This is a genomic window from Pseudomonas sp. 58 R 3 (assembly GCF_900006605.1).
GTDB classification, from domain to species: Bacteria; Pseudomonadota; Gammaproteobacteria; order Pseudomonadales; family Pseudomonadaceae; genus Aquipseudomonas; species Aquipseudomonas salomonii.
In genome coordinates this window covers 12,064-29,655 of record NZ_CVTT01000080.1, presented here as the reverse complement: position 1 = coordinate 29,655, position 17,592 = coordinate 12,064, and the positions used below count along the sequence as shown (strand labels likewise).

Sequence of the window (17,592 nt, the reverse complement as noted above, 5' to 3'; positions counted from 1 at the left end):
ATCCGAGACGCAAATAGAACCCCGGAACCGAAGGTATGCAGCGCTATGTCGCGCATCCGTTGGTAGATACCACTCAGACATTAAGAATTCTTGAACTCATGTTTACAGGCTCTCCGCTCGGTAAGAGTCATAACACAGATGATGCGTTGAGAGTTCAAGGGTTCTACATTCAGGATAATGCGCTGACCATCAAGGAGGAATTGAAGCGGGTGGAAGAAAGGTATGGTGCGGATGAAGACTTTGCTGGGGATATGAACTATGTCTCTGAAGCACTGAATCATATGGCCAAGGTGTTGCTGTTTATCAATTGCAAGCAATACCGTGATGTCGCGTTTAACGAAAAAAAGGAAATGCTGAAGAAGGTCGTCGCGCTCAAGTCTTTACCAAAAATCAAAAAGTATGAAAGTAAGCTACGTAAGGTTTATGACCGGATCATTATTAAGCCTGAAGACAGTGTTGTGTACGAAAGCTCTCTAGGTCACAATCATGCACGGGACGTCCAGCCAAAAAAAACGCATTGGAGAAAAGGACATTTTCGAATGCAGCCCTACGGTGTGGGTGCGACTAAACGAAAAGTGATATTCATTGAGCCGACGGTGGTGGGGGGTGTCTTCGCGAAGAAAAAATCCTACGACGTTAAATCTAAGTGATAATAGGTTTGTGACTAGTATGCGGTAAACCACAATTTTTTAGCTAATTAAGTTGACCTTGTTTTGAATCAGTGATGGTGCCAGGACTTTCATTGGTGTGATGAACTCTAATGGACTAAGGAGTGGTGTTGTGAAACGTCCCGAAGTAACTTCCTGCACAACCACATTTGAAGTGTTCACGAAGCATCGTGCCGTATTTGCCGAGCGTTTTGATGACATTGTGTATTCGTGTGTATCAGAAATCCTAGTGTATGGTCGTGAGTTGCGCAACATCAGCAACGGTTGTGAATTAAACGATGCCTTGGGCCGGGGATGGATGTGTCACTGCCGGACCTTTGACGAACAGTTGCAGTTTGTCTCGGACATCGATGAGTGTTTATCGAATACCCGCTATCGCCTCACCCTGTCCACCGGACAGGTGATTCGCGGGGCGACCGATGCCAACGGTTACACTGAGCGCATTCGCAGCCACACGGCTACCACTCTGGACAACATCACCTTTTACCGGAACACCGCCTTCGCCAGGGGCTGTGCTGGGGTAGGGGTTGAGGAAGAGGAAGAGGAGGAAGAAGAGGGCATCAGCGCTCGCAACGTCAGCCTACGCACCGTGCAGACCTCGCAGGAAGACTTTGGTCTGTCGTCGAAAAAGGTCGTGCTGAAGAATGACGTGCGCGGATTAACCAGCGCAGAAATAGCCGCCTGCAACTTACTGTTTGGCAAAGCTGTTAATTATGAGAAAGTTAAAGTTCATGGCAGAGAATATCTATTATTTGGTTTGCAACCTGATGATGCCGCCATGACTCCGAATGGTGAGCTGTACTTTAATCCGAAACATTATCGGCAGGACTACACCGCAGCCAGCAATTCAGTCTTGCATTGGTTTATGCATGAAATGGTGCATGTCTGGCAATATCAGCTAGGTTATCCGGTTAAAACCCGCGGCGCAGTACGTCTCGGCCTGGACTATAGCTATACCCTGAAAGAAGGCCGCCGTCTGAGAGATTTTAATATGGAGGCACAAGGCGATGTGTTGGCCGACTATTTTATCTTAAAGTTCAAAGCGGCCCCCGCCGCGATGTCGATGAAAAAATACGCAACCAGCTTAACGCTGTATGAGGATGTATTAAGTGATTTTCTCAAAGATCCTTCTTCACCTGATAACTTACCCCCGTTTGTTTAGTTTGTCCGAGCTACTGGCGGGGTGGCTGATTGTGGTGGCGCTGCTAATCAGCAGCGCGGACAATCCAGCGCAGGCCCGTTCGCGCCTGGGCGAGCTGGATGTGAGGCTGGTAAATGAGAGTCCGTGTTTCTCCCCAGGCGTTGGTGAGCTGGACTACTCAAAGGGACCAATCCAGCTTAGCGCGGTGATTGTCAGTGACACCACAACCGCTCCCTACACAGAGGTCTGGTCATTTTATTTGACCGGTCAAGCCAGGACGGTGCAGTCGTTGTTGTCGTGTATCACGTATGGCCAAACACCTGCGCAGGCGGCGGACGTACACGGCCCTATCCCATTGCAAACGGGCCGGGTGTACACCGCCTTTGTCGATGTCGATAAGCCCGACGCCCGTGACCCGACTTTTGGCTATATGGCCTATTTTTGCCTGTTGAAACATCGCGACAACTTGCTACGCTTGGTCAAGTTGGAGTTTGTTCAGGACCGCTGGAATGTTGAAGCCTGTGATCCTGGACTACCTGACCTTTCGCTGTACTCCGAGCAGGGGAACCGAGGAACCGCAAAAGCCCTCCGGTCGCGGTTATAAGTTCCGGCCATTTCGGGAAATAGGGGGCCGAGAAATAGCTGGAAATAGGGGGTTGACGCTGAGGTGGTCCAAAACGCCTGCAATACATCGGGCGTTGGGGTGAAACAGGTGTAAACCTATTTCAGGACTAGACAATTAAGCCAACTCCCTTCCTCCAAGGATCACCAGCCCATGTCCACTACTGCTGGCGTATTCACCCGCCAGTTCTTCCACGGCACCCGGGCTGACCTGGAGCCAGGCGACACCATCCGCGTCGGCTACCCCTCCAACCTCACAACGGGCAAGCCACTGTCCTGGGTGTATTTCGCGGGCACGTTGGACGCTGCAATCTGGGGCGCGGAGCTGGCGCTGGGCGAGGGGGCAGAGCGGATTTATGTAGTTGAGCCTACCGGGCCTATCGTGGACGACCCCAACGTGACGGATAAGAAATTTGCCGGCAACCCAACGCTGTCGTATCGCTCGCTGGAGCCGCTGCGGGTGGTGGCTGAGGTGACGAAGTGGCAGGGGCATGCGCCTGAGCGGTTGCAGCAGATGAAGGACAACCTTGCCCGTTTGAAGGCACAAGGTCTGGATGTGATCATTGACTGACGGCTCTCGAGCACATTAATCCCAGCGAACTTCCAGTTCAGAAATCTCCCTTTCCAACGGCTCCCTGGCTTCAAACCATGCATCGAAACCGTTGAACTGGTCGTCGGCCAGGTAGAGGTAATAGCCTCCGGTTTCGCCTGTGGTGTCATCCTGGATCGTTATCGTCCAGCCCGTGTGCTCCCCTGATAATATCGTTCCGCTGCGAGTGGTGGGCATGGGTGGCTTGGTCGCCCTCGCAAGCGCCACAGCCGCAGTAATTGCCGCCCGCGCCTGGGGGCTGTTTTTCCAGCAGGTCGACCCGACTGCTGCCGATGCTTGCGCAAGTATGTCGCCCACGTCCGACTTTCCAAGCACCTCCAATGAGTTAATGCCCAACTGCTCCAGCCGTGTAAGCACTGTGGGGCCTACGCCCTTGAGCGCGAGCAACGCGGTTCTTTCTTCCGATGAAAACGGCATGTATAAATTCCTTTTTTATTACTCGCTAGGCCTCAGCGCGGACAATACGCTGTGCCTTAACCTCTTCGGCGTACACGTCAAGCTTTGCCTGCTGCGCAGCCAGCAGTGCGCACATTTTCATCAGGGCCACCGCTTCATCGGCTGTTCTGCCGTTCGCGGCCATCGCCGTCAGCTCGACCACCGACCAGCCGATAACTGCCCGTGCATCGTCAAGGTCGTAAAACAGTTCTTGTTGCGCGGTTCTGGGCCCGTCGAGGCCCTCTATCAGTTCGGCCATTTTAGCGCTGCGCCTGCTGTTTCAATTCAAGTCCCATGACGACCATCCCGATGTCGGCAAGGTCCGTGCTGAAGGGGATTTCGCCCATGTGGCGAAATCCGAATGCGTCATAAAAGCCCTGTGCCTTGGCATTGGTTTTAAGTACGTCCAGCCACAGCAACGGTTCACCACGTTGCGCCACTTCATCGCGAACACACTGCAACAGTTGCTTGCCGTAACCCAACCCGGCGGCGGATTTAAGCAGGTAGATTTTCTGCAGCTCTGCGCCCACTTCACCGGTTAACGGCGCAGGCACTGCCCAATTCACTTTGGCAAACCCGACGGCTTTGCCTTGTTCATCGCAAGCAATAAACCACGTATGCCTGCCTGGCAGCTCGATTGACTGGCGCAGCGCAGTGGGTGAAAAATCCTGCTCAAGAAAACCCTGCATACCGGCAGGCGACCATAACGTCGAAAAATGCTCGCGATAGGTCTGGCAGCCGACCTCGCGCAGCGTCTCGATATCAGCTGTTGTCGCTTTATGAATGGTGATCATGCTCTTCCTTGGTCTTTGCGCGTAGAACCTCTTACCGCTTCCAGCCTAACCCATGCGCCTTACACAGCCATGCAAAATCCTCCAACAGCTCGACAGCCGCGCAACTCCGGCTTTGATGGTCGAGGCATACAAGCCAGCGCCGCACACTGTCGCCAAGTGCTCGATAACGCCAAAGTGTACGCCTCGATCCGCCCCTAGCTGTACGGGGCGACAAGGGCTGTAACCCACTACTGTCGCAGGCATACCACTGCCGTTTGGATGCCGCGCCATGTTCATGTCCACCAGCCTGTTGTCCGCTTTTGTACTGTTTGCCTTCGTGTCCTCGATCACGCCCGGCCCGAACAACACCATGTTGCTCGCCTCGGGGGTGAACTTTGGCTTTCGCCGTTCGATGCCCCACGCGCTGGGGATCAGCATCGGCTTCATGCTGTTGGTGATTTCGGTAGGTCTGGGCCTGGGTGAGGTGTTCAAGGTATTTCCGTGGGCCTACACGGTTTTGCGCTATGTGGGCGCGACCTATTTGCTTTACCTGGCGTGGAAGATCGCCACGGCTGGCGGCATGTCCGAGAACCCTGACGAGCGTGGCAAACCCATGACCTTTCTGGGCGCGGCCGCGTTTCAATGGGTCAACCCCAAGGCGTGGATCATGGCGCTGGGGGCGATCACCACCTACACGCCGGCCGAAGGCTACGTGACCAATGTGTTGGTGATCGCACTGGTATTTGCCGTGGTCAACCTGCCCAGTGTGTGCGTGTGGGTGGGCTGTGGCAGTGGCTTGCGCAACGTGCTGCGCGACCCGCGTTGGTTGCGGGTATTCAACGGGTCGATGGCGGCGCTGTTGGTACTGTCGTTGTACCCGATGCTTTTTGCGTGAAGCAGTGCCTCACACCGGCGAGATGGTTGCCAGCAAGCCGATGCCGATGGTCAGCACCAGAAAACCGAACAGGAAAAGTGCCATCTTGGTCATAAGGCCTCCGAAGGGAAGGGAGTCGACAGGAGTGTCGGGATGGCGCCCATTGTCCGCTTCACTGGCGTTTCGATACAGACGCAGATAGTAAAGAAAAAACCGTATCAGATGGGCCCGCAGCGGCCAGGCCAAGGGCCTGGGAGGCGGGCGCTTTTGTAAAGATCAGGCTTGAAGGCCCTGTTGACTATCACCAGGCAAGCATCCTTCATCGGGGTGGCGGCCAGTAGAGCGGCGCGCAGCAGCGGAATTATTCTTCGTGGGAATGCGGCACGACAGCCGGCGCATTTGCCCCTAAGATAGCGCCCACTGCATCAATAATAAGAGTGGGCCAAGCCTCGATGGAAAGACGCCAGTTCAGCGGTGGCATGAAAGGCAAGAACCTGCGCTACCTCAATGAAAACTTCCAACAGCCGTCGCCGGTCACCCGCGTCGGTTTTTTGCTGCTCGAACACTTCTCCCTGCCGGCATTCACCCAGACCCTCGACACCCTGATCACTGCCAACCTGCTACGCCCCGATCTGTTTGCCACGCGCACGTTCGGCTGTGACGAGGGTGAAGTCATCAGCGACCTGGGCCTGGTGATCCGCCCGGATGCGCGGCTGGAGGCGTCGGCATTGCCAGACCTGGATTTGTTGGTGATCTGTGGTGGTTTTCGCACCGAGCTCAAAGCCGGCGATGAGTTCACCCAGCTGTTGCGCAGCGCCGCCGAACAAGGCGTGAGCCTCGCCGGCCTGTGGAACGGCGCCTGGTTCCTTGGCCGCGCCGGGCTGTTGCAGGGCTATCGTTGCGCGATCCACCCGGAGCATCGGCCGGCGCTGTCGGAAGTTTCCAAAGCTGCCCAGGTCACCAGCGAACCCTTCGTGATCGACCGCGATCGCCTTACGGCCTCCAGCCCATCGGGCGCGTTCCACATGGCCCTGGACTGGATCAAAAGCCTGCATGGCAAAGCCCTGGTCGAAGGCATCGAGGACATCCTGGCGTTTGAAGAGTCGCGCTACCGGCGTATCAAACCCACAGAGAACATCAGCGTCAGCGCGCCACTGCGTGAAGTGGTGAAGCTGATGGACGCCAATCTCGAAGAACCCTTGGAACTGGACCAATTGGCGGTGTACGCCGGCCGTTCGCGGCGCCAGCTCGAACGCCTGTTCAAGGAGCAACTGGGCACCACGCCGCAACGCTATTACATGGAACTGCGCGTCACCGAGGCGCGGCGCCTGTTGCAGCACACCGAGCTGTCACAGGTGGATGTGCTGGTGGCGTGCGGGTTTGTGTCGCCGAGCCATTTCAGTAAGTGCTATAGCGCGTATTTCGGCTATCGGCCGTCCAAAGAGAAGCGCTTGGTCAAGTAGCGTTGGGGGCGAGCACTGTCACTGTGATTGTCACTGTGGCAAGCCTGCTCGCCACAAAGCCTAAAAACGCGCCAAGCGGTAAGGGGCCAGGTCCGGCAACGCCATGCGCTTACCCGGCGCGGCCAGTTGCGCGACCATCTCCGCCGTCACCGCCGCCTGCGTCAACCCCAAGTGCTGATGCCCAAACGCAAGCAATACCTTGCCATCCGCCACCCGATCAATGATCGGCAGCGAGTCCGGCAACGACGGGCGAAAGCCCATCCAAGGGGTTGCGTCCCGGGTGCTCAAGTCCTGACGAAACAAGCCCTGGCTCAAGCGGTGCAACTGCCAGGCGCGTTGCATATTGGCGGGGCGCGCCAAGCCTGCGAACTCGACCGTGCCGGCCAGGCGCAAGCCATCGCGCATGGGCGTCATGATGAATTTGCGCTCGAACGAGGTCACGGCAAAGGGCAGGCGCTGGTGCTCGTGGGGCAGCATCAGGTGATAGCCGCGCTCGGTGTCCAGCGGGACCGATGTGCCGGTGAGTGCAGCGGTGAGTTTGGCCGAATGGGCGCCGCAGGCGATCAGTACCTGGCGAGCGCTCAGGCTGCCTTGATCGGTCAGCAGTGATACGCCGTCTGAGTCCAGGCGCCCATCCAGTACGCGTTGCTGCACAAACTGCACACCGCACGCCTTGGCCGCGCTCACCAGTGCGCCCACCACGCTGTACGGATCAATAAAATGCCCTGTAGCGGGGAAGAACAGGCCGCCCTGAATCGCCTCGCTCAGTTGCGGTGCGGCTTTGCATATGGCCTCGCGGGGCCAGAATTCCACCGGCACATGCTGCTGCTGCATGCGTTGACGCAACGCGTCGATGGCTTCCCCGGACTCAGCACGCTCGAACACTAACAACGAACCGTCCGTATGCAACAGCTGCGGCTGCTCAATGGACAGCAGCAGCCGTTGCCACGCGCCCAGGCTGGCCTCGTTCAGTGCACGAATGCCCGCCACGGTGCGCCGGTAGCTTGCCGGGCGCAGGTTGAGCAACAGCCGTGCAAACCAGGGCAGGGCGCGTGGCAGGTACTTCCAGTCCAGGCGCAGCGGGCCCATGGGGTCCATCAGCATGGCGGGCAGGCGCTTGAGGATCGACACGTCGGCAATCGGGAACACTTGCTCGGTGGCCAAATGCCCGGCGTTGCCATAGGAGGCGCCCATGCCCGGCGCCTGTGGGTCGATAACCACCACGCGCTGGCCTTGCCGGGCCAATTGCAGGGCGCAGGCGACGCCAATGATGCCGGCGCCGATCACAGCGATATCAGCACGGTTGCTGTCACTCATGGTTCAGGCCTCTCTGTGGCCGTCGAGCAAGCGCCGCAACAGCAGCGGGTTGGCGTGTTGCAGCGCAGCGGGCAGCAAGCTGTCCGGGAAGTCCTGGTAACACACCGGGCGCAGAAAGCGCAGGATCGCTGCGGTGCCGACCGAGGTGCTGCGTGAGTCGCTGGTGGCCGGGAACGGGCCGCCGTGGACCATGGCATCGCACACTTCCACACCGGTCGGCCAGCCGTTGACCAGCAGGCGCCCGGCCTTGCGTTCCAATACCGGCAGCAGGGCTTGGGCGCGTGCCAGGTCAGCGTCGTCCAGGTGCAGTGTGGCGGTCAATTGGCCTTCCAAATGCTCGGAAACCTGACGCACTTGCTCGTCGTCGGCACACACCACCACCAGGGAGGCCGCGCCGAAGACTTCCGCTTGCAGATGCTCATTGCTTAAAAACGCGCTGGCCTGGGCCACAAACAGCTGTGCCTGGCCTTGATTCGGGCCTTGCGCCGCCATGCCTTGGGCGGCGATTTGGGCGTGTTCGGTCAAGCGGCCGACGCCCGCTTCATAGGCCTGGAAAATACCTGGCGTCAGCATGGTCTGGGCGGCGCACGCCGGGAGCAATTCACTCACCGTGGCGACAAAGCGCTCGAGTGCCGGGCCTGCGACCGCAATCACCACGCCAGGGTTGGTGCAAAACTGCCCGGCGCCTTGGGTCAACGAGGCGACAAAACCCTGGGCCAACGCCTCTGCACGCGTGTGCAACGCCGCAGGAAACAGGTACACCGGGTTGATCGAACTCATTTCCGCATACACCGGAATTGGCTCCGGCCGCGCTTGCGCCGCCTGGGTCAGGGCGATACCGCCGCTGCGTGAGCCGGTAAACCCCACGGCTTTGATACGCGGGTCGGTGACCAATGCCATGCCGACTTCGCGACCCGAGCCGTACAACAGCGAAAACACCCCGTCGGGCAAACCACAGTCCTGAACTGCCTTGGCCAGCGCACGGCCGACCAGTTCACTGGTGCCGGGATGCGCGCCATGGGCCTTGACGATCACCGGGCAACCGGCGGCGAGCGCAGAGGCGGTATCGCCGCCCGCCACGGAGAAGGCCAAGGGGAAATTGCTCGCGCCAAACACTGCCACCGGCCCCAACGCAATATGCCGCTGGCGCAGGTCTGCACGTGGCAATGGCTGACGCGTCGGTTGCGCGGTGTCGACGCGTACATCCAGCCATTCACCGGCGCGCACCGTGCGGGCGAATGTGCGCAATTGCCCGCAGGTGCGGCCGCGTTCGCCCTGGATCCGCGCGCGCGGCAGGCCGGTTTCGGCTAAGGCGCGTTCGATCAGTTCATCGCCAAGGGCTTCAATGTTGTCGGCAATCGCTTCTAGAAACGCTGCGCGCACTGCCAGTGAGGTGTCGCGATAGGTGTCAAACGCAGCCCAGGCCAAGGCACAGGCTTGGTCGACGTGCTCGCCATCGCCGCCTGGGTAGGCAGGCGCCAAGGGCAGGTCGGTGGCGGGATTAATCGCCTGGATTGCTTCTCGATGGCCGAGAGTTGCGTGCTGACCGATCAGCATCTTGCCCGTCAGAGTCATGGGGAGTCCTTGAAAAGTGAGGGTTGGCCGCTGTGAGAACCACAGCGGCGCGCGAGGGTGTCAGGCGACGTTCTGTTCAGCCGACCAGTTGGCGTACCACTGGCGGAACAACGCGTACTGGTGCTCGGCATAACGCTGTTGGGCGGTGCTGAGTACGTCGGTTTCGTTGAAGTGCAGGGCGTAGCCATGGTCGCCGTTGAGCACCATCAAGTGCTTGTAATACAGCACCAGGTCGCAACCCTCGTCGAAGGACGACAGCACGGCCAGCGCGGCTTCCAGTTCACGGGCCAGGCGCCGGGCCTTGGCGTCGCCTGTGGCGGCTTTTTTGCTCAGGGCCACCAGTTGCAGCACTTCCCGCGGCAGCGCGTTACCAATACCGGTGATGGCGCCGGTGGCGTTGCAATTGACGAAACCGTGCACCACTTGGGTGTCGACGCCGACCATCAGGGTTACGGCATCGTCCTGGGAGGTAATGTTTTCTGCCGCGTAGCGCAGGTCGGCGCCGCCGCCAAATTCCTTGAAGCCGATCAGGTTAGGGTGTTCACGGCGCAGCTCAAAGAACAGGTCTGCGCGGGTAGCGAAGCCGTAATACGGGCTGTTGTAGATCACTGCCGGCAAGTTCGGCGCGGCCTTGAGGATCGCCGAGAAGTGCGCCTTTTGCGCGGTGGCCGAAGCGCCACGGGACAGCACGCGCGGGATTACCATCAAGCCATGGGCGCAGACCTTGGCCGCGTGGGCGGCGTGGGCCACCGCTTCACGGCTGTTGACCGCGCCGGTGCCGACGATGGTCGGCACACCAGCGGCGACCAAGCGGGCCACGCCTTCCTGGCGTTCGGCTTCGGTCAACAGCGGCCAGTCACCCATGGAGCCGCAATACACCACGGCGCTCATGCCGATATCGACCAGTTCACGGCCCTTGGCGACCAGGGCGTCGAAGTCCGGTGTGCGTTCAGGCGTGCACGGGGTCATCAGTGCAGGGATGCAACCGGTGAAGATGTTGTCGCTCATTGTTCTAACTCCAGCGTTCAGTTAAATAAGGCCCAGGCTCAGATGCCCCAGGCAAAAGGGTCCTGTTCGTCGATCAGCAACGTGCTGTCGGCGGTCATGTAGGCGCGGCCGGTAATGAAGGGGCGAATGCGTTCGCCATCCCATTCATAACGGCCTTCGAATTGGCTGCCGGTAATGCTGGCTTGTACCCAGGTGGCGCCGGGCGCGAGTTTGTCGTCAGCCGCCAGGCACGCCAGTTTGGCGCTGGTGCCGGTGCCGCACGGTGAGCGGTCGTAGGCTTTGCCGGGGCACATCACGAAGTTGCGGCTGTCGGCGTGGGCGTCGTCGGCGAACAGTTCGATATGGTCGATCAATGCACCGTCTGCACCGTGAATGCCTTGGGTTTCCAGGGCCTTGAGCATCGCCCAGGTGTAGTCGGTGAGGGTGTCGACGTTGTCCATCGCCAGCCTGTGGCCGTGCTGCGACACCAGGAAAAACCAGTTGCCGCCCCAGGCGATATCGCCATGCACCACGCCATAGCCCGGCACGTCCACCGGCACCTGATGGCGATGCCGGTAGGCGGGCACGTTGCGCAAGGTCACGGCGCCGTCGTCGTGCAAGGTGGCCGCTACCGGACCCACCGGCGTGTCGATGGTGTGCACGCCAGGCCCAATGCGGCCCAGGTGGTGCAAGGAGGCAACCAGGCCGATGGTGCCGTGGCCGCACATGCCCAGATAGCCGGCATTGTTGAAGAAGATCACCCCGCAGGTGGCGCCGGGCGTGACCGGCGCGCAGTACAGCGCACCGACCAGCACGTCATTGCCACGCGGCTCCAGCAGGCAGGCGCGGCGCCATTGATCGTGTTCGCTGCGCAAGGTGTGCAACTGCTCGGCAATGGTTGCGCCGGCGAGCGCAGGGAAGCCGTCCATTATCAGGCGCGTCGGTTCGCCGCCGGTGTGGGAGTCGATAACATGCAGGCGCTTCATAACAGGCTCCATCAGTGAGTGGCTGGAGACAGTGGCGCGCTGTAATGCGCATCGCTGACGGCTTCGCTTTCGTCGTCTTCGTGTTCCAGGCGCACCAGGTGCGCGGGCACACCAGTGGCGGCGCCCCAGTAGTAGATGCCCAGGGCACAGAGGGCGACGACCAGGGTGTCAAACGGATGGCTGATCACGCCGATGCCGCCGAAACTGCCGAGCTTGGACAGCAGGATGGTCACCGCATAAAAACCGATCAGCCAGGCCGACGAGCGCACTTGCTGCTTGAGATTCAGGTGTGCGGTCGGTACCCAACGTGCGCACAGCAGGTACACCACAAACATCAGGATTTGCAGGCCCAGCAACCACGACACGGTGCTCCAGCCGGACCAATAAACGATCAGCGCGGCGATGATGAACGACAACGGGCCGAGCACCGCCATGCCCTTGACCCGGAACGGCCGCGCCATGCCCGGCGCATTGCGGCGCAGCGCGGCGACGGTGACCGGGGCCACGGCGTAGCTTAAGATCAGCGCCGCCGACACCACATTGATCAGCGCTTCCCAGGACGGAAACGGCAGGGTCCAGAACACCGACAAACCAAAGGTCAACCACAGCGCCGGGCGCGGGATGCCGGATTTCTCATCAATGCGCGTAAAGATCTTGAAAAACGTGCCGGTCTGCGCCCAGCCGTACACCACACGCGGCGTGGCGTTCATGTAGATATTGCCGCAGCCGCTGGGCGAGATCACGGCGTCGGCTACCACCAGATAGGCCAGCCAGCCCACGCCCAGCGCCAGGGCGATATCGCGATACGGCAGCGCCAGTTGCTTGCTGATACCCGCCCAGCCATCGGCCAGCATCTCGGTAGGCACGCCACCGAGGAAGGCGGTTTGCAGCAGCACATAAATGGCGGTCGACAGCAGCACCGAGAGGATCAAGGCAATCGGGATCGTGCGTTGCGGGTTCTTTACTTCACTGGCCACCGAGATGATCGGCGTGAGGCCCAGGTAGGCGAAGATCACGCCGCCAGCCGACACCGCCATCTCGATGCCCGACAGGCCGAACGGGGCAAAACCCTGGGTCTGGAAATTCGCCGGTTTGAAGAAGGTGAACAGCACACCAATCACCAGAAACGGCACGATGAACTTGAACACGCTCACCAGGTTATTGGCGATGGCGAAGGTCTTGACGCTGCGGTAGTTGAGCACAAAGAACAGGCACAGCAGGGCCAATTGCACCAGCCAGCCCAGGGTGGTCGGGTCGCTGGAACCGACCTTGGTCAGTTCGGGAAACCAGGCCGCGGCGTATTGGCGCGAGGCGACCACTTCGATGGCTACCAGGCTTGAAAACGCGATCAGCGTGATAAAACCCATCAGGTAGCCCAGCAGCGGGCCATGAGAGTATACCGGGTAACGCACCACGCCACCGGCGCGGGGCAGGGCGGCGCCGAGTTCGCAGTACACGATCCCGAGCAGCAGCACGGCGAACCCGCCGATCAACCAGGAAATAATCCCCGCCGGGCCGGCGATGGCGGACACGTGGCTGGCTGCAAATAACCAGCCCGAACCGAAGATGGCGCCTAACCCGATAAAGGTCAGGTCCATCAGTGAAAGTTGTTTCTTGAACTTGCCTTGAGCAGACATGGCGGCGCCTTCTTGTGAGTTATTGGATAGGCATGCAGTGGCGATATCCTGAACCGATCAAGGGGCGCTGCGATTGATGTTTTGCGTTGATGTGGATGACGAATTCGGCACAGTTTGCTGCGTTCGGTCCGGGTAATTCATGGGCCAAATGTGGGAGCGGGCTTGCTCGCGAATGCGGTATGTCAGTCGCCAGATGTATTGGCTGATCCACCGCATTCGCGAGCAAGCCCGCTCCCACATTCGACCGAGTGTTGGCCAAAAGGCCCCGAAAACTTTATAGATACTCCTGCTGGCATAGTGCAATCTGCCTAAAAAAACCGGAGTCCAGGCCATGCTGCCGAGTGCATTTGCGAGCGTTCTACAGGCCAATCGCCCCCACAGCATCGAGCAACTATTGGCCGGGGTCGCGCAGTTGTTGCCCTTGCTCGACGTCATCCCCAATGCCGCGATTTTCATCAAGGATATCGACGCCCGTTACGTGCTCGCCAACCACACCCTGGTGCAACGCTGCGGCCTTAAACAGCTGCATCCGCTGCTGGGCAAGACCAGCGCCGAAGTGTTCCCCGCGCAATTGGGGCCGGGCTACACCGAGCAGGACCGGCGCGTGCTGGAGCAGGGTTTTGTGCTCGAAGACCAGCTTGAGCTGCACCTGTATGGCAGCCGCGAACCGGGCTGGTGCCTGACGCACAAATGGCCGCTGTACAACGACAAGGGTACGATCATCGGCCTGGCGGGTATTTCGGTGGACCTGCAATCGGCCAGCGAAACGCACCCAGCCTACCAGCGCCTGGCTGCCGTGGATGAACACATTCGCCAGCATTTCAACCGACGCGTCACCCTTGGCGAGCTGACCCGCATTGCCGGGATTTCCGTCGCGCAACTGGAGCGCTACTGCAAACGCGTCTTCCACCTCACGCCCCGGCAGATGATTCAGAAGGTGCGCCTGGAGCATGCGCGCCGGCTGTTGCACTCCGAACTGCCGATCACCGAGGTGGCGCTGCAATGCGGCTACACCGACCACAGCGCGTTTACCCGCCAGTTCAAGGCATTGACCGGGTTTACGCCCAGGCAGTATCGGCAATTGGAGTAAATGCAACGAATCATGGCATCCGCTGCTCCTATGCTTACGAATAACCTTTTCACGGCAAGAGGAAACAGGCTTATGACGGCGGCGGACAACGATCATGTGAACTGGCTGGTGCAACAATCCATGCTCAACGCGGCGCGCCAGCGGGCCAAGCTCTATAGCGGGCAAGGGCGCTTGTGGCAGCAGCCGTATGCGCAGACCCGGCCGCGTGATGCTTCTGCGCTGTCATCCGTGTGGTTCACCGCGTACCCGGCCTCGATTGTGACCCGTGAAAACGGCACGGTGCTCGAAGCCCTGGGCGACGAAAGCCTGTGGCAGGCGTTGTCGAAGATCGGCATCCAGGGCATTCACAACGGCCCGCTGAAAAAGTCCGGCGGGCTCGACGGTACGCGGCATACGCCGACCATCGACGGCAATTTCGACCGTATCAGCTTCGAGATTGACCCACAGCTGGGCACCGAAGCGCAGTTGCAGGCCCTGACGCGCATGGCCGCCGCGCACAATGCGGTGATCATCGACGATGTGATCCCATCCCACACCGGCAAGGGCGCAGACTTCCGCCTGGCCGAGATGGCGTATGAGGATTATCCGGGGCTTTACCACATGGTCGAGATCCGCGAGGAAGACTGGCCGCTGTTACCTGACGTCGCCGAAGGACGGGATGCGCAGAACCTCAGCCCCGCGCAGGTGGATGCGCTGCGTGACAAGCATTACATCGTCGGCCAGTTGCAGCGGGTGATCTTCTTCGAACCCGGCGTCAAGGAAACCGACTGGAGCGCGACCCCGGTGGTCGTTGGCGTGGACGCCAAACCGCGTCGCTGGGTGTACCTGCATTACTTCAAGGAAGGCCAGCCGTCGCTGAACTGGCTCGACCCCTCGTTTGCCGCACAGCAGATGATCATCGGCGACGCCCTGCATGCCATTGATGTGATGGGCGCCAAGATCCTGCGCCTGGACGCCAACGGCTTCCTCGGCGTGGAACGCAAGCTGGACGGCACTGCCTGGTCGGAAAGCCATCCTCTGTCGATCACCGGCAACCAACTGCTCGGCGGGGCGATTCGTAAGGCGGGCGGGTTCAGTTTTCAGGAGTTGAACCTCACCGTCGACGATATCGCCGCCATGTCCCACGGCGGTGCCGACCTGTCCTACGACTTCATCACGCGCCCGGCGTATCAGCATGCCTTGCTGATGGGCGACACCGAATTTTTGCGCCTGATGTTGCGCGAGATGCACAGCCAGGGCATCGACCCCGGTTCCTTGATTCATGCGCTGCAAAACCACGATGAACTGACCCTGGAGCTGGTGCACTTCTGGACCCTGCACGCCCACGACAGTTACCTCTACCAAGGCCAGACCTTCCCCGGCAACAGCCTGCGCGAGCATATCCGCGAGCAGATGTACGAGCGCCTGGCCGGCGAGCATGCGCCGTATAACCTCAAGTTCGTCACCAATGGCGTGTCGTGCACCACCGCCAGCATTATCACGGCGGCCCTGGGCATCCGTGACCTGGAGGCGATCACGCCGGCCGATATCGAGCAGATCCGTCGGATCCATGTGCTGCTGGTGATGTACAACGCCATGCAGCCTGGGGTGTTTGCCCTGTCTGGCTGGGACCTGGTCGGCGCGTTGCCGTTGGCGGCCGATGCGGTTGCCCACTTGATGGGCGATGGCGACACCCGCTGGATTCATCGCGGTGCCTATGACCTGGTGGATTTGAACCCGAATGCTGAGCTGTCCGCCGGCCAGATGCCGCGCGCGCAAACCTTGTACGGCAGCCTCAACAGCCAGTTGCAGGACCCGGAGTCGTTCGCGTCCCAGTTGCAGAAAATTCTCGCCGTGCGCAACGCCTACGGAATCGCCGCCAGCCGCCAGATTCTGGTGCCGGATGTGGAGCATCCGGGGCTGCTGATCATGGTTCATGAGTTGCCGGCCGGGAAGGGCACGCAAATCACCGCGCTTAACTTCGGCAGTACGCCGCTGACCGAAACCCTGCACCTGCCCGACATTGCGCCGGGGCCGGTGGTGGACATTATCAATGAGCGGGTCGAGGGCGATCTGACTGCTGAAGGTGAGTTCACCATCACGCTTGACGCGTATGAGGGGCTGGCGCTGCGGGTGGTCAGCCTGTCGCCGATGCTTTAGGGGCGCGAGGCGCTGATCGCCTGGTCGATCAGCGCTGATTGTGAGTTTGCCGGGAGCGCTGATAACATGCAATTTTCGCATTATTAAATAAGTAAATATGCGCTTGATGAATTTTTTCGTTCGAGCTAGCGTAGCCTCAATGGCCACGTTCGAGTACCGGCCACTGACCTGCCGAGGAATTTCCCATGCCTTTAGTTCGAATCGACCTGGCCGCCGACACCTCCACTGAAACCGCCGCTGCGATTGGTGACGTGATCTACGCCGCCATGACCAGCGTGGCCAATGTGCCTGAGCACGACAAATTCCAGATCATCAATCGTCACGCCAAGGATGAGTTGGTGTATCCGGCAGCGGGTTATCTGGGGATTACCTACACGCCGAACATTGTGTTTATCCAGGTGACCTGGAGCGCCGGGCGTAGCATCGCGGTGAAAAAGGCTTTTTATAAATTTATCGCTGAGGGCATCCACGCCAAAACCGGGCTGCGCAAAGAAGATGTGTGGATCAACCTGGTGGATGTGAAACGCGAGGATTGGTCGTTTGGCAACGGTGAGATGCAGTACGTGCCTGACGAGTGAGGCAGGCCCGCAAGCAGGCGGCGACTCAGTGATGAGTCGCCGTTGTTTTTATTGGGCGTTCAACGCTTGTAGAAACTGGGTGTGTTTCAGCGTTTGCGAGAACATCGGCAAGGTGAAGTTCTCGGCGGCGTGTTGTTGCTCATCACTGAAGGTGGCGGTGCAGTCGGTCAACGTCACCACGTCGTAGCCTTTCTCATAACCCGAACGAACCGTGCCTTCAACGCAGCAATTGGTCAAAAAGCCTGCGACAACCAGGTTCTGGATGCCGTTGTTGCGCAGCACCAGGTCCAGGCCGGTGGTAGCAAACGCATCCAGGCCACGTTTGCCTTCTATGAGGATGTCAGCCGGCTCACGGCTCAGTGCCTCGCTGATGTCGGCGCCCCAACTGCCGGCCCGAAAGGCGCTGCCGTCTGCCACACCCTTGAGAATGCCGTAGGAGCGGTGCGTCAGTTCGGGGTAGCCGTCGGCAAATTGAATCGGCATATGGATGATCTTCACACCGAGCTTTCGTGCTTGTTCAACGGTGGTTGCAGTGTTTGCCAGCATGTCGGTGCTGTGCATGACGCCTTTGACGGCGTCGTGAAACACGCCACCTGCAGTGGTGAAGTCGTTTTGGAATTCAATCAGGACCAATGCGGTTTTCGTCGGGTTCATAGTGATGCTCCGTCAGGGGGGGGGGTCACTACAGCAGTTATAGG

Annotated in this window: 18 protein-coding genes and 1 pseudogene; 9 read left to right on the top strand and 10 right to left on the bottom strand. The window is 59.7% G+C overall.

All coding sequences use genetic code 11. The annotated features are described in order from the left end of the window. Positions 1–35: 35 nt before the first annotated feature. The 4 genes from BFP92_RS24885 to arr all read left to right on the top strand — a co-directional run bounded on the left by BFP92_RS24885 (position 36) and on the right by arr (position 3,001). Positions 36–650, top strand: coding sequence for an AcrVA2 family anti-CRISPR protein (locus BFP92_RS24885; RefSeq protein WP_065931555.1), 615 nt, complete (start codon positions 36–38; stop codon positions 648–650). A gap of 130 nt (positions 651–780) precedes the next feature. Next, positions 781–1,830, top strand: coding sequence for a hypothetical protein (locus BFP92_RS31960; RefSeq protein ID WP_204839906.1), 1,050 nt, complete (start codon positions 781–783; stop codon positions 1,828–1,830). Beyond that, a complete protein-coding gene (locus BFP92_RS24875; RefSeq protein ID WP_139114120.1) occupies positions 1,778–2,413 on the top strand; it encodes a hypothetical protein in 636 nt (211 codons plus the stop codon). Before BFP92_RS31960 ends, BFP92_RS24875 begins: the two co-directional genes overlap by 53 nt. 171 nt (positions 2,414–2,584) lie before the next feature. Beyond that, on the top strand, positions 2,585–3,001 hold the full coding sequence (arr, locus tag BFP92_RS24870) for an NAD(+)--rifampin ADP-ribosyltransferase (RefSeq protein ID WP_065931553.1): 417 nt from the start codon (positions 2,585–2,587) through the stop codon (positions 2,999–3,001). A gap of 231 nt (positions 3,002–3,232) precedes the next feature. On the opposite strand, the pseudogene BFP92_RS24865 reads toward arr, so the two are convergent. The 3 genes and pseudogenes from BFP92_RS24865 to BFP92_RS24855 form a co-directional block, all read right to left on the bottom strand. Beyond that, positions 3,233–3,457 (bottom strand): annotated as a pseudogene (locus BFP92_RS24865) (helix-hairpin-helix domain-containing protein); the annotation flags it as partial. Between the two features lie 25 nt (positions 3,458–3,482). Then, the gene (locus BFP92_RS24860) at positions 3,483–3,734 is read right to left on the bottom strand and encodes a hypothetical protein (protein ID WP_065931552.1); all 252 of its coding nucleotides are present in this window, start codon (positions 3,732–3,734) and stop codon (positions 3,483–3,485) included. A gap of 1 nt (position 3,735) precedes the next feature. Next, positions 3,736–4,269: a GNAT family N-acetyltransferase gene (locus BFP92_RS24855; RefSeq protein ID WP_065931551.1), complete on the bottom strand. Its 534-nt coding sequence runs from the start codon at positions 4,267–4,269 to the stop codon at positions 3,736–3,738. A gap of 268 nt (positions 4,270–4,537) precedes the next feature. Here BFP92_RS24855 and BFP92_RS24850 point away from each other — a divergent pair, with 268 nt between their 5' ends. Beyond that, a complete protein-coding gene (locus BFP92_RS24850; protein ID WP_065931550.1) occupies positions 4,538–5,143 on the top strand; it encodes a LysE family translocator in 606 nt (201 codons plus the stop codon). A gap of 9 nt (positions 5,144–5,152) precedes the next feature. Here the strand turns inward: BFP92_RS24850 and BFP92_RS31520 are convergent, their stop codons facing one another. Next, entirely contained in the window at positions 5,153–5,368 is a 216-nt protein-coding gene (locus BFP92_RS31520; RefSeq protein WP_139114119.1) for a hypothetical protein, read from the bottom strand. 233 nt (positions 5,369–5,601) lie between these two features. Here BFP92_RS31520 and BFP92_RS24845 point away from each other — a divergent pair, with 233 nt between their 5' ends. Beyond that, positions 5,602–6,585, top strand: a complete 984-nt coding sequence (locus tag BFP92_RS24845; protein ID WP_058420401.1) for a GlxA family transcriptional regulator — start codon at positions 5,602–5,604, stop codon at positions 6,583–6,585. A gap of 60 nt (positions 6,586–6,645) precedes the next feature. Here the strand turns inward: BFP92_RS24845 and BFP92_RS24840 are convergent, their stop codons facing one another. From BFP92_RS24840 to BFP92_RS24820, 5 genes are read right to left on the bottom strand one after another with little or no spacing between them, the layout of a single operon-like run. Next, the gene (locus BFP92_RS24840; protein ID WP_065931549.1) at positions 6,646–7,902 is read right to left on the bottom strand and encodes an NAD(P)/FAD-dependent oxidoreductase; all 1,257 of its coding nucleotides are present in this window, start codon (positions 7,900–7,902) and stop codon (positions 6,646–6,648) included. A 3-nt stretch (positions 7,903–7,905) separates the two neighbouring features. Beyond that, entirely contained in the window at positions 7,906–9,477 is a 1,572-nt protein-coding gene (locus BFP92_RS24835; protein WP_065931548.1) for an aldehyde dehydrogenase (NADP(+)), read from the bottom strand. 60 nt (positions 9,478–9,537) lie between these two features. Continuing rightward, on the bottom strand, positions 9,538–10,485 hold the full coding sequence (locus tag BFP92_RS24830) for a dihydrodipicolinate synthase family protein (protein WP_065931547.1): 948 nt from the start codon (positions 10,483–10,485) through the stop codon (positions 9,538–9,540). Between the two features lie 38 nt (positions 10,486–10,523). Next, a complete protein-coding gene (locus BFP92_RS24825; protein ID WP_065931546.1) occupies positions 10,524–11,450 on the bottom strand; it encodes a 4-hydroxyproline epimerase in 927 nt (308 codons plus the stop codon). Positions 11,451–11,461: 11 nt separating this feature from the next. Next, positions 11,462–13,087: an APC family permease gene (locus BFP92_RS24820; RefSeq protein ID WP_065931545.1), complete on the bottom strand. Its 1,626-nt coding sequence runs from the start codon at positions 13,085–13,087 to the stop codon at positions 11,462–11,464. A 331-nt stretch (positions 13,088–13,418) separates the two neighbouring features. On the opposite strand from BFP92_RS24820, the gene BFP92_RS24815 reads away from it, so the two are divergent. The 3 genes from BFP92_RS24815 (at position 13,419) to BFP92_RS24805 (ending at position 16,894) form a co-directional block, all read left to right on the top strand. After that, entirely contained in the window at positions 13,419–14,177 is a 759-nt protein-coding gene (locus BFP92_RS24815; RefSeq protein WP_065931544.1) for an AraC family transcriptional regulator, read from the top strand. Between the two features lie 72 nt (positions 14,178–14,249). After that, positions 14,250–16,316 (top strand): maltose alpha-D-glucosyltransferase, encoded by a 2,067-nt coding sequence (gene treS, locus BFP92_RS24810; RefSeq protein ID WP_065931543.1) that lies wholly within the window; start codon positions 14,250–14,252, stop codon positions 16,314–16,316. Positions 16,317–16,501: 185 nt separating this feature from the next. Continuing rightward, positions 16,502–16,894 carry a tautomerase family protein gene (locus BFP92_RS24805; RefSeq protein WP_065931542.1) on the top strand — a complete coding sequence of 131 codons (393 nt, stop codon included), beginning with the start codon at positions 16,502–16,504 and terminating at the stop codon, positions 16,892–16,894. A gap of 48 nt (positions 16,895–16,942) precedes the next feature. Here BFP92_RS24805 and BFP92_RS24800 read toward each other — a convergent pair whose 3' ends face one another. After that, positions 16,943–17,548, bottom strand: coding sequence for a cysteine hydrolase family protein (locus tag BFP92_RS24800; RefSeq protein WP_017138867.1), 606 nt, complete (start codon positions 17,546–17,548; stop codon positions 16,943–16,945). Positions 17,549–17,592 lie beyond the last annotated feature (44 nt).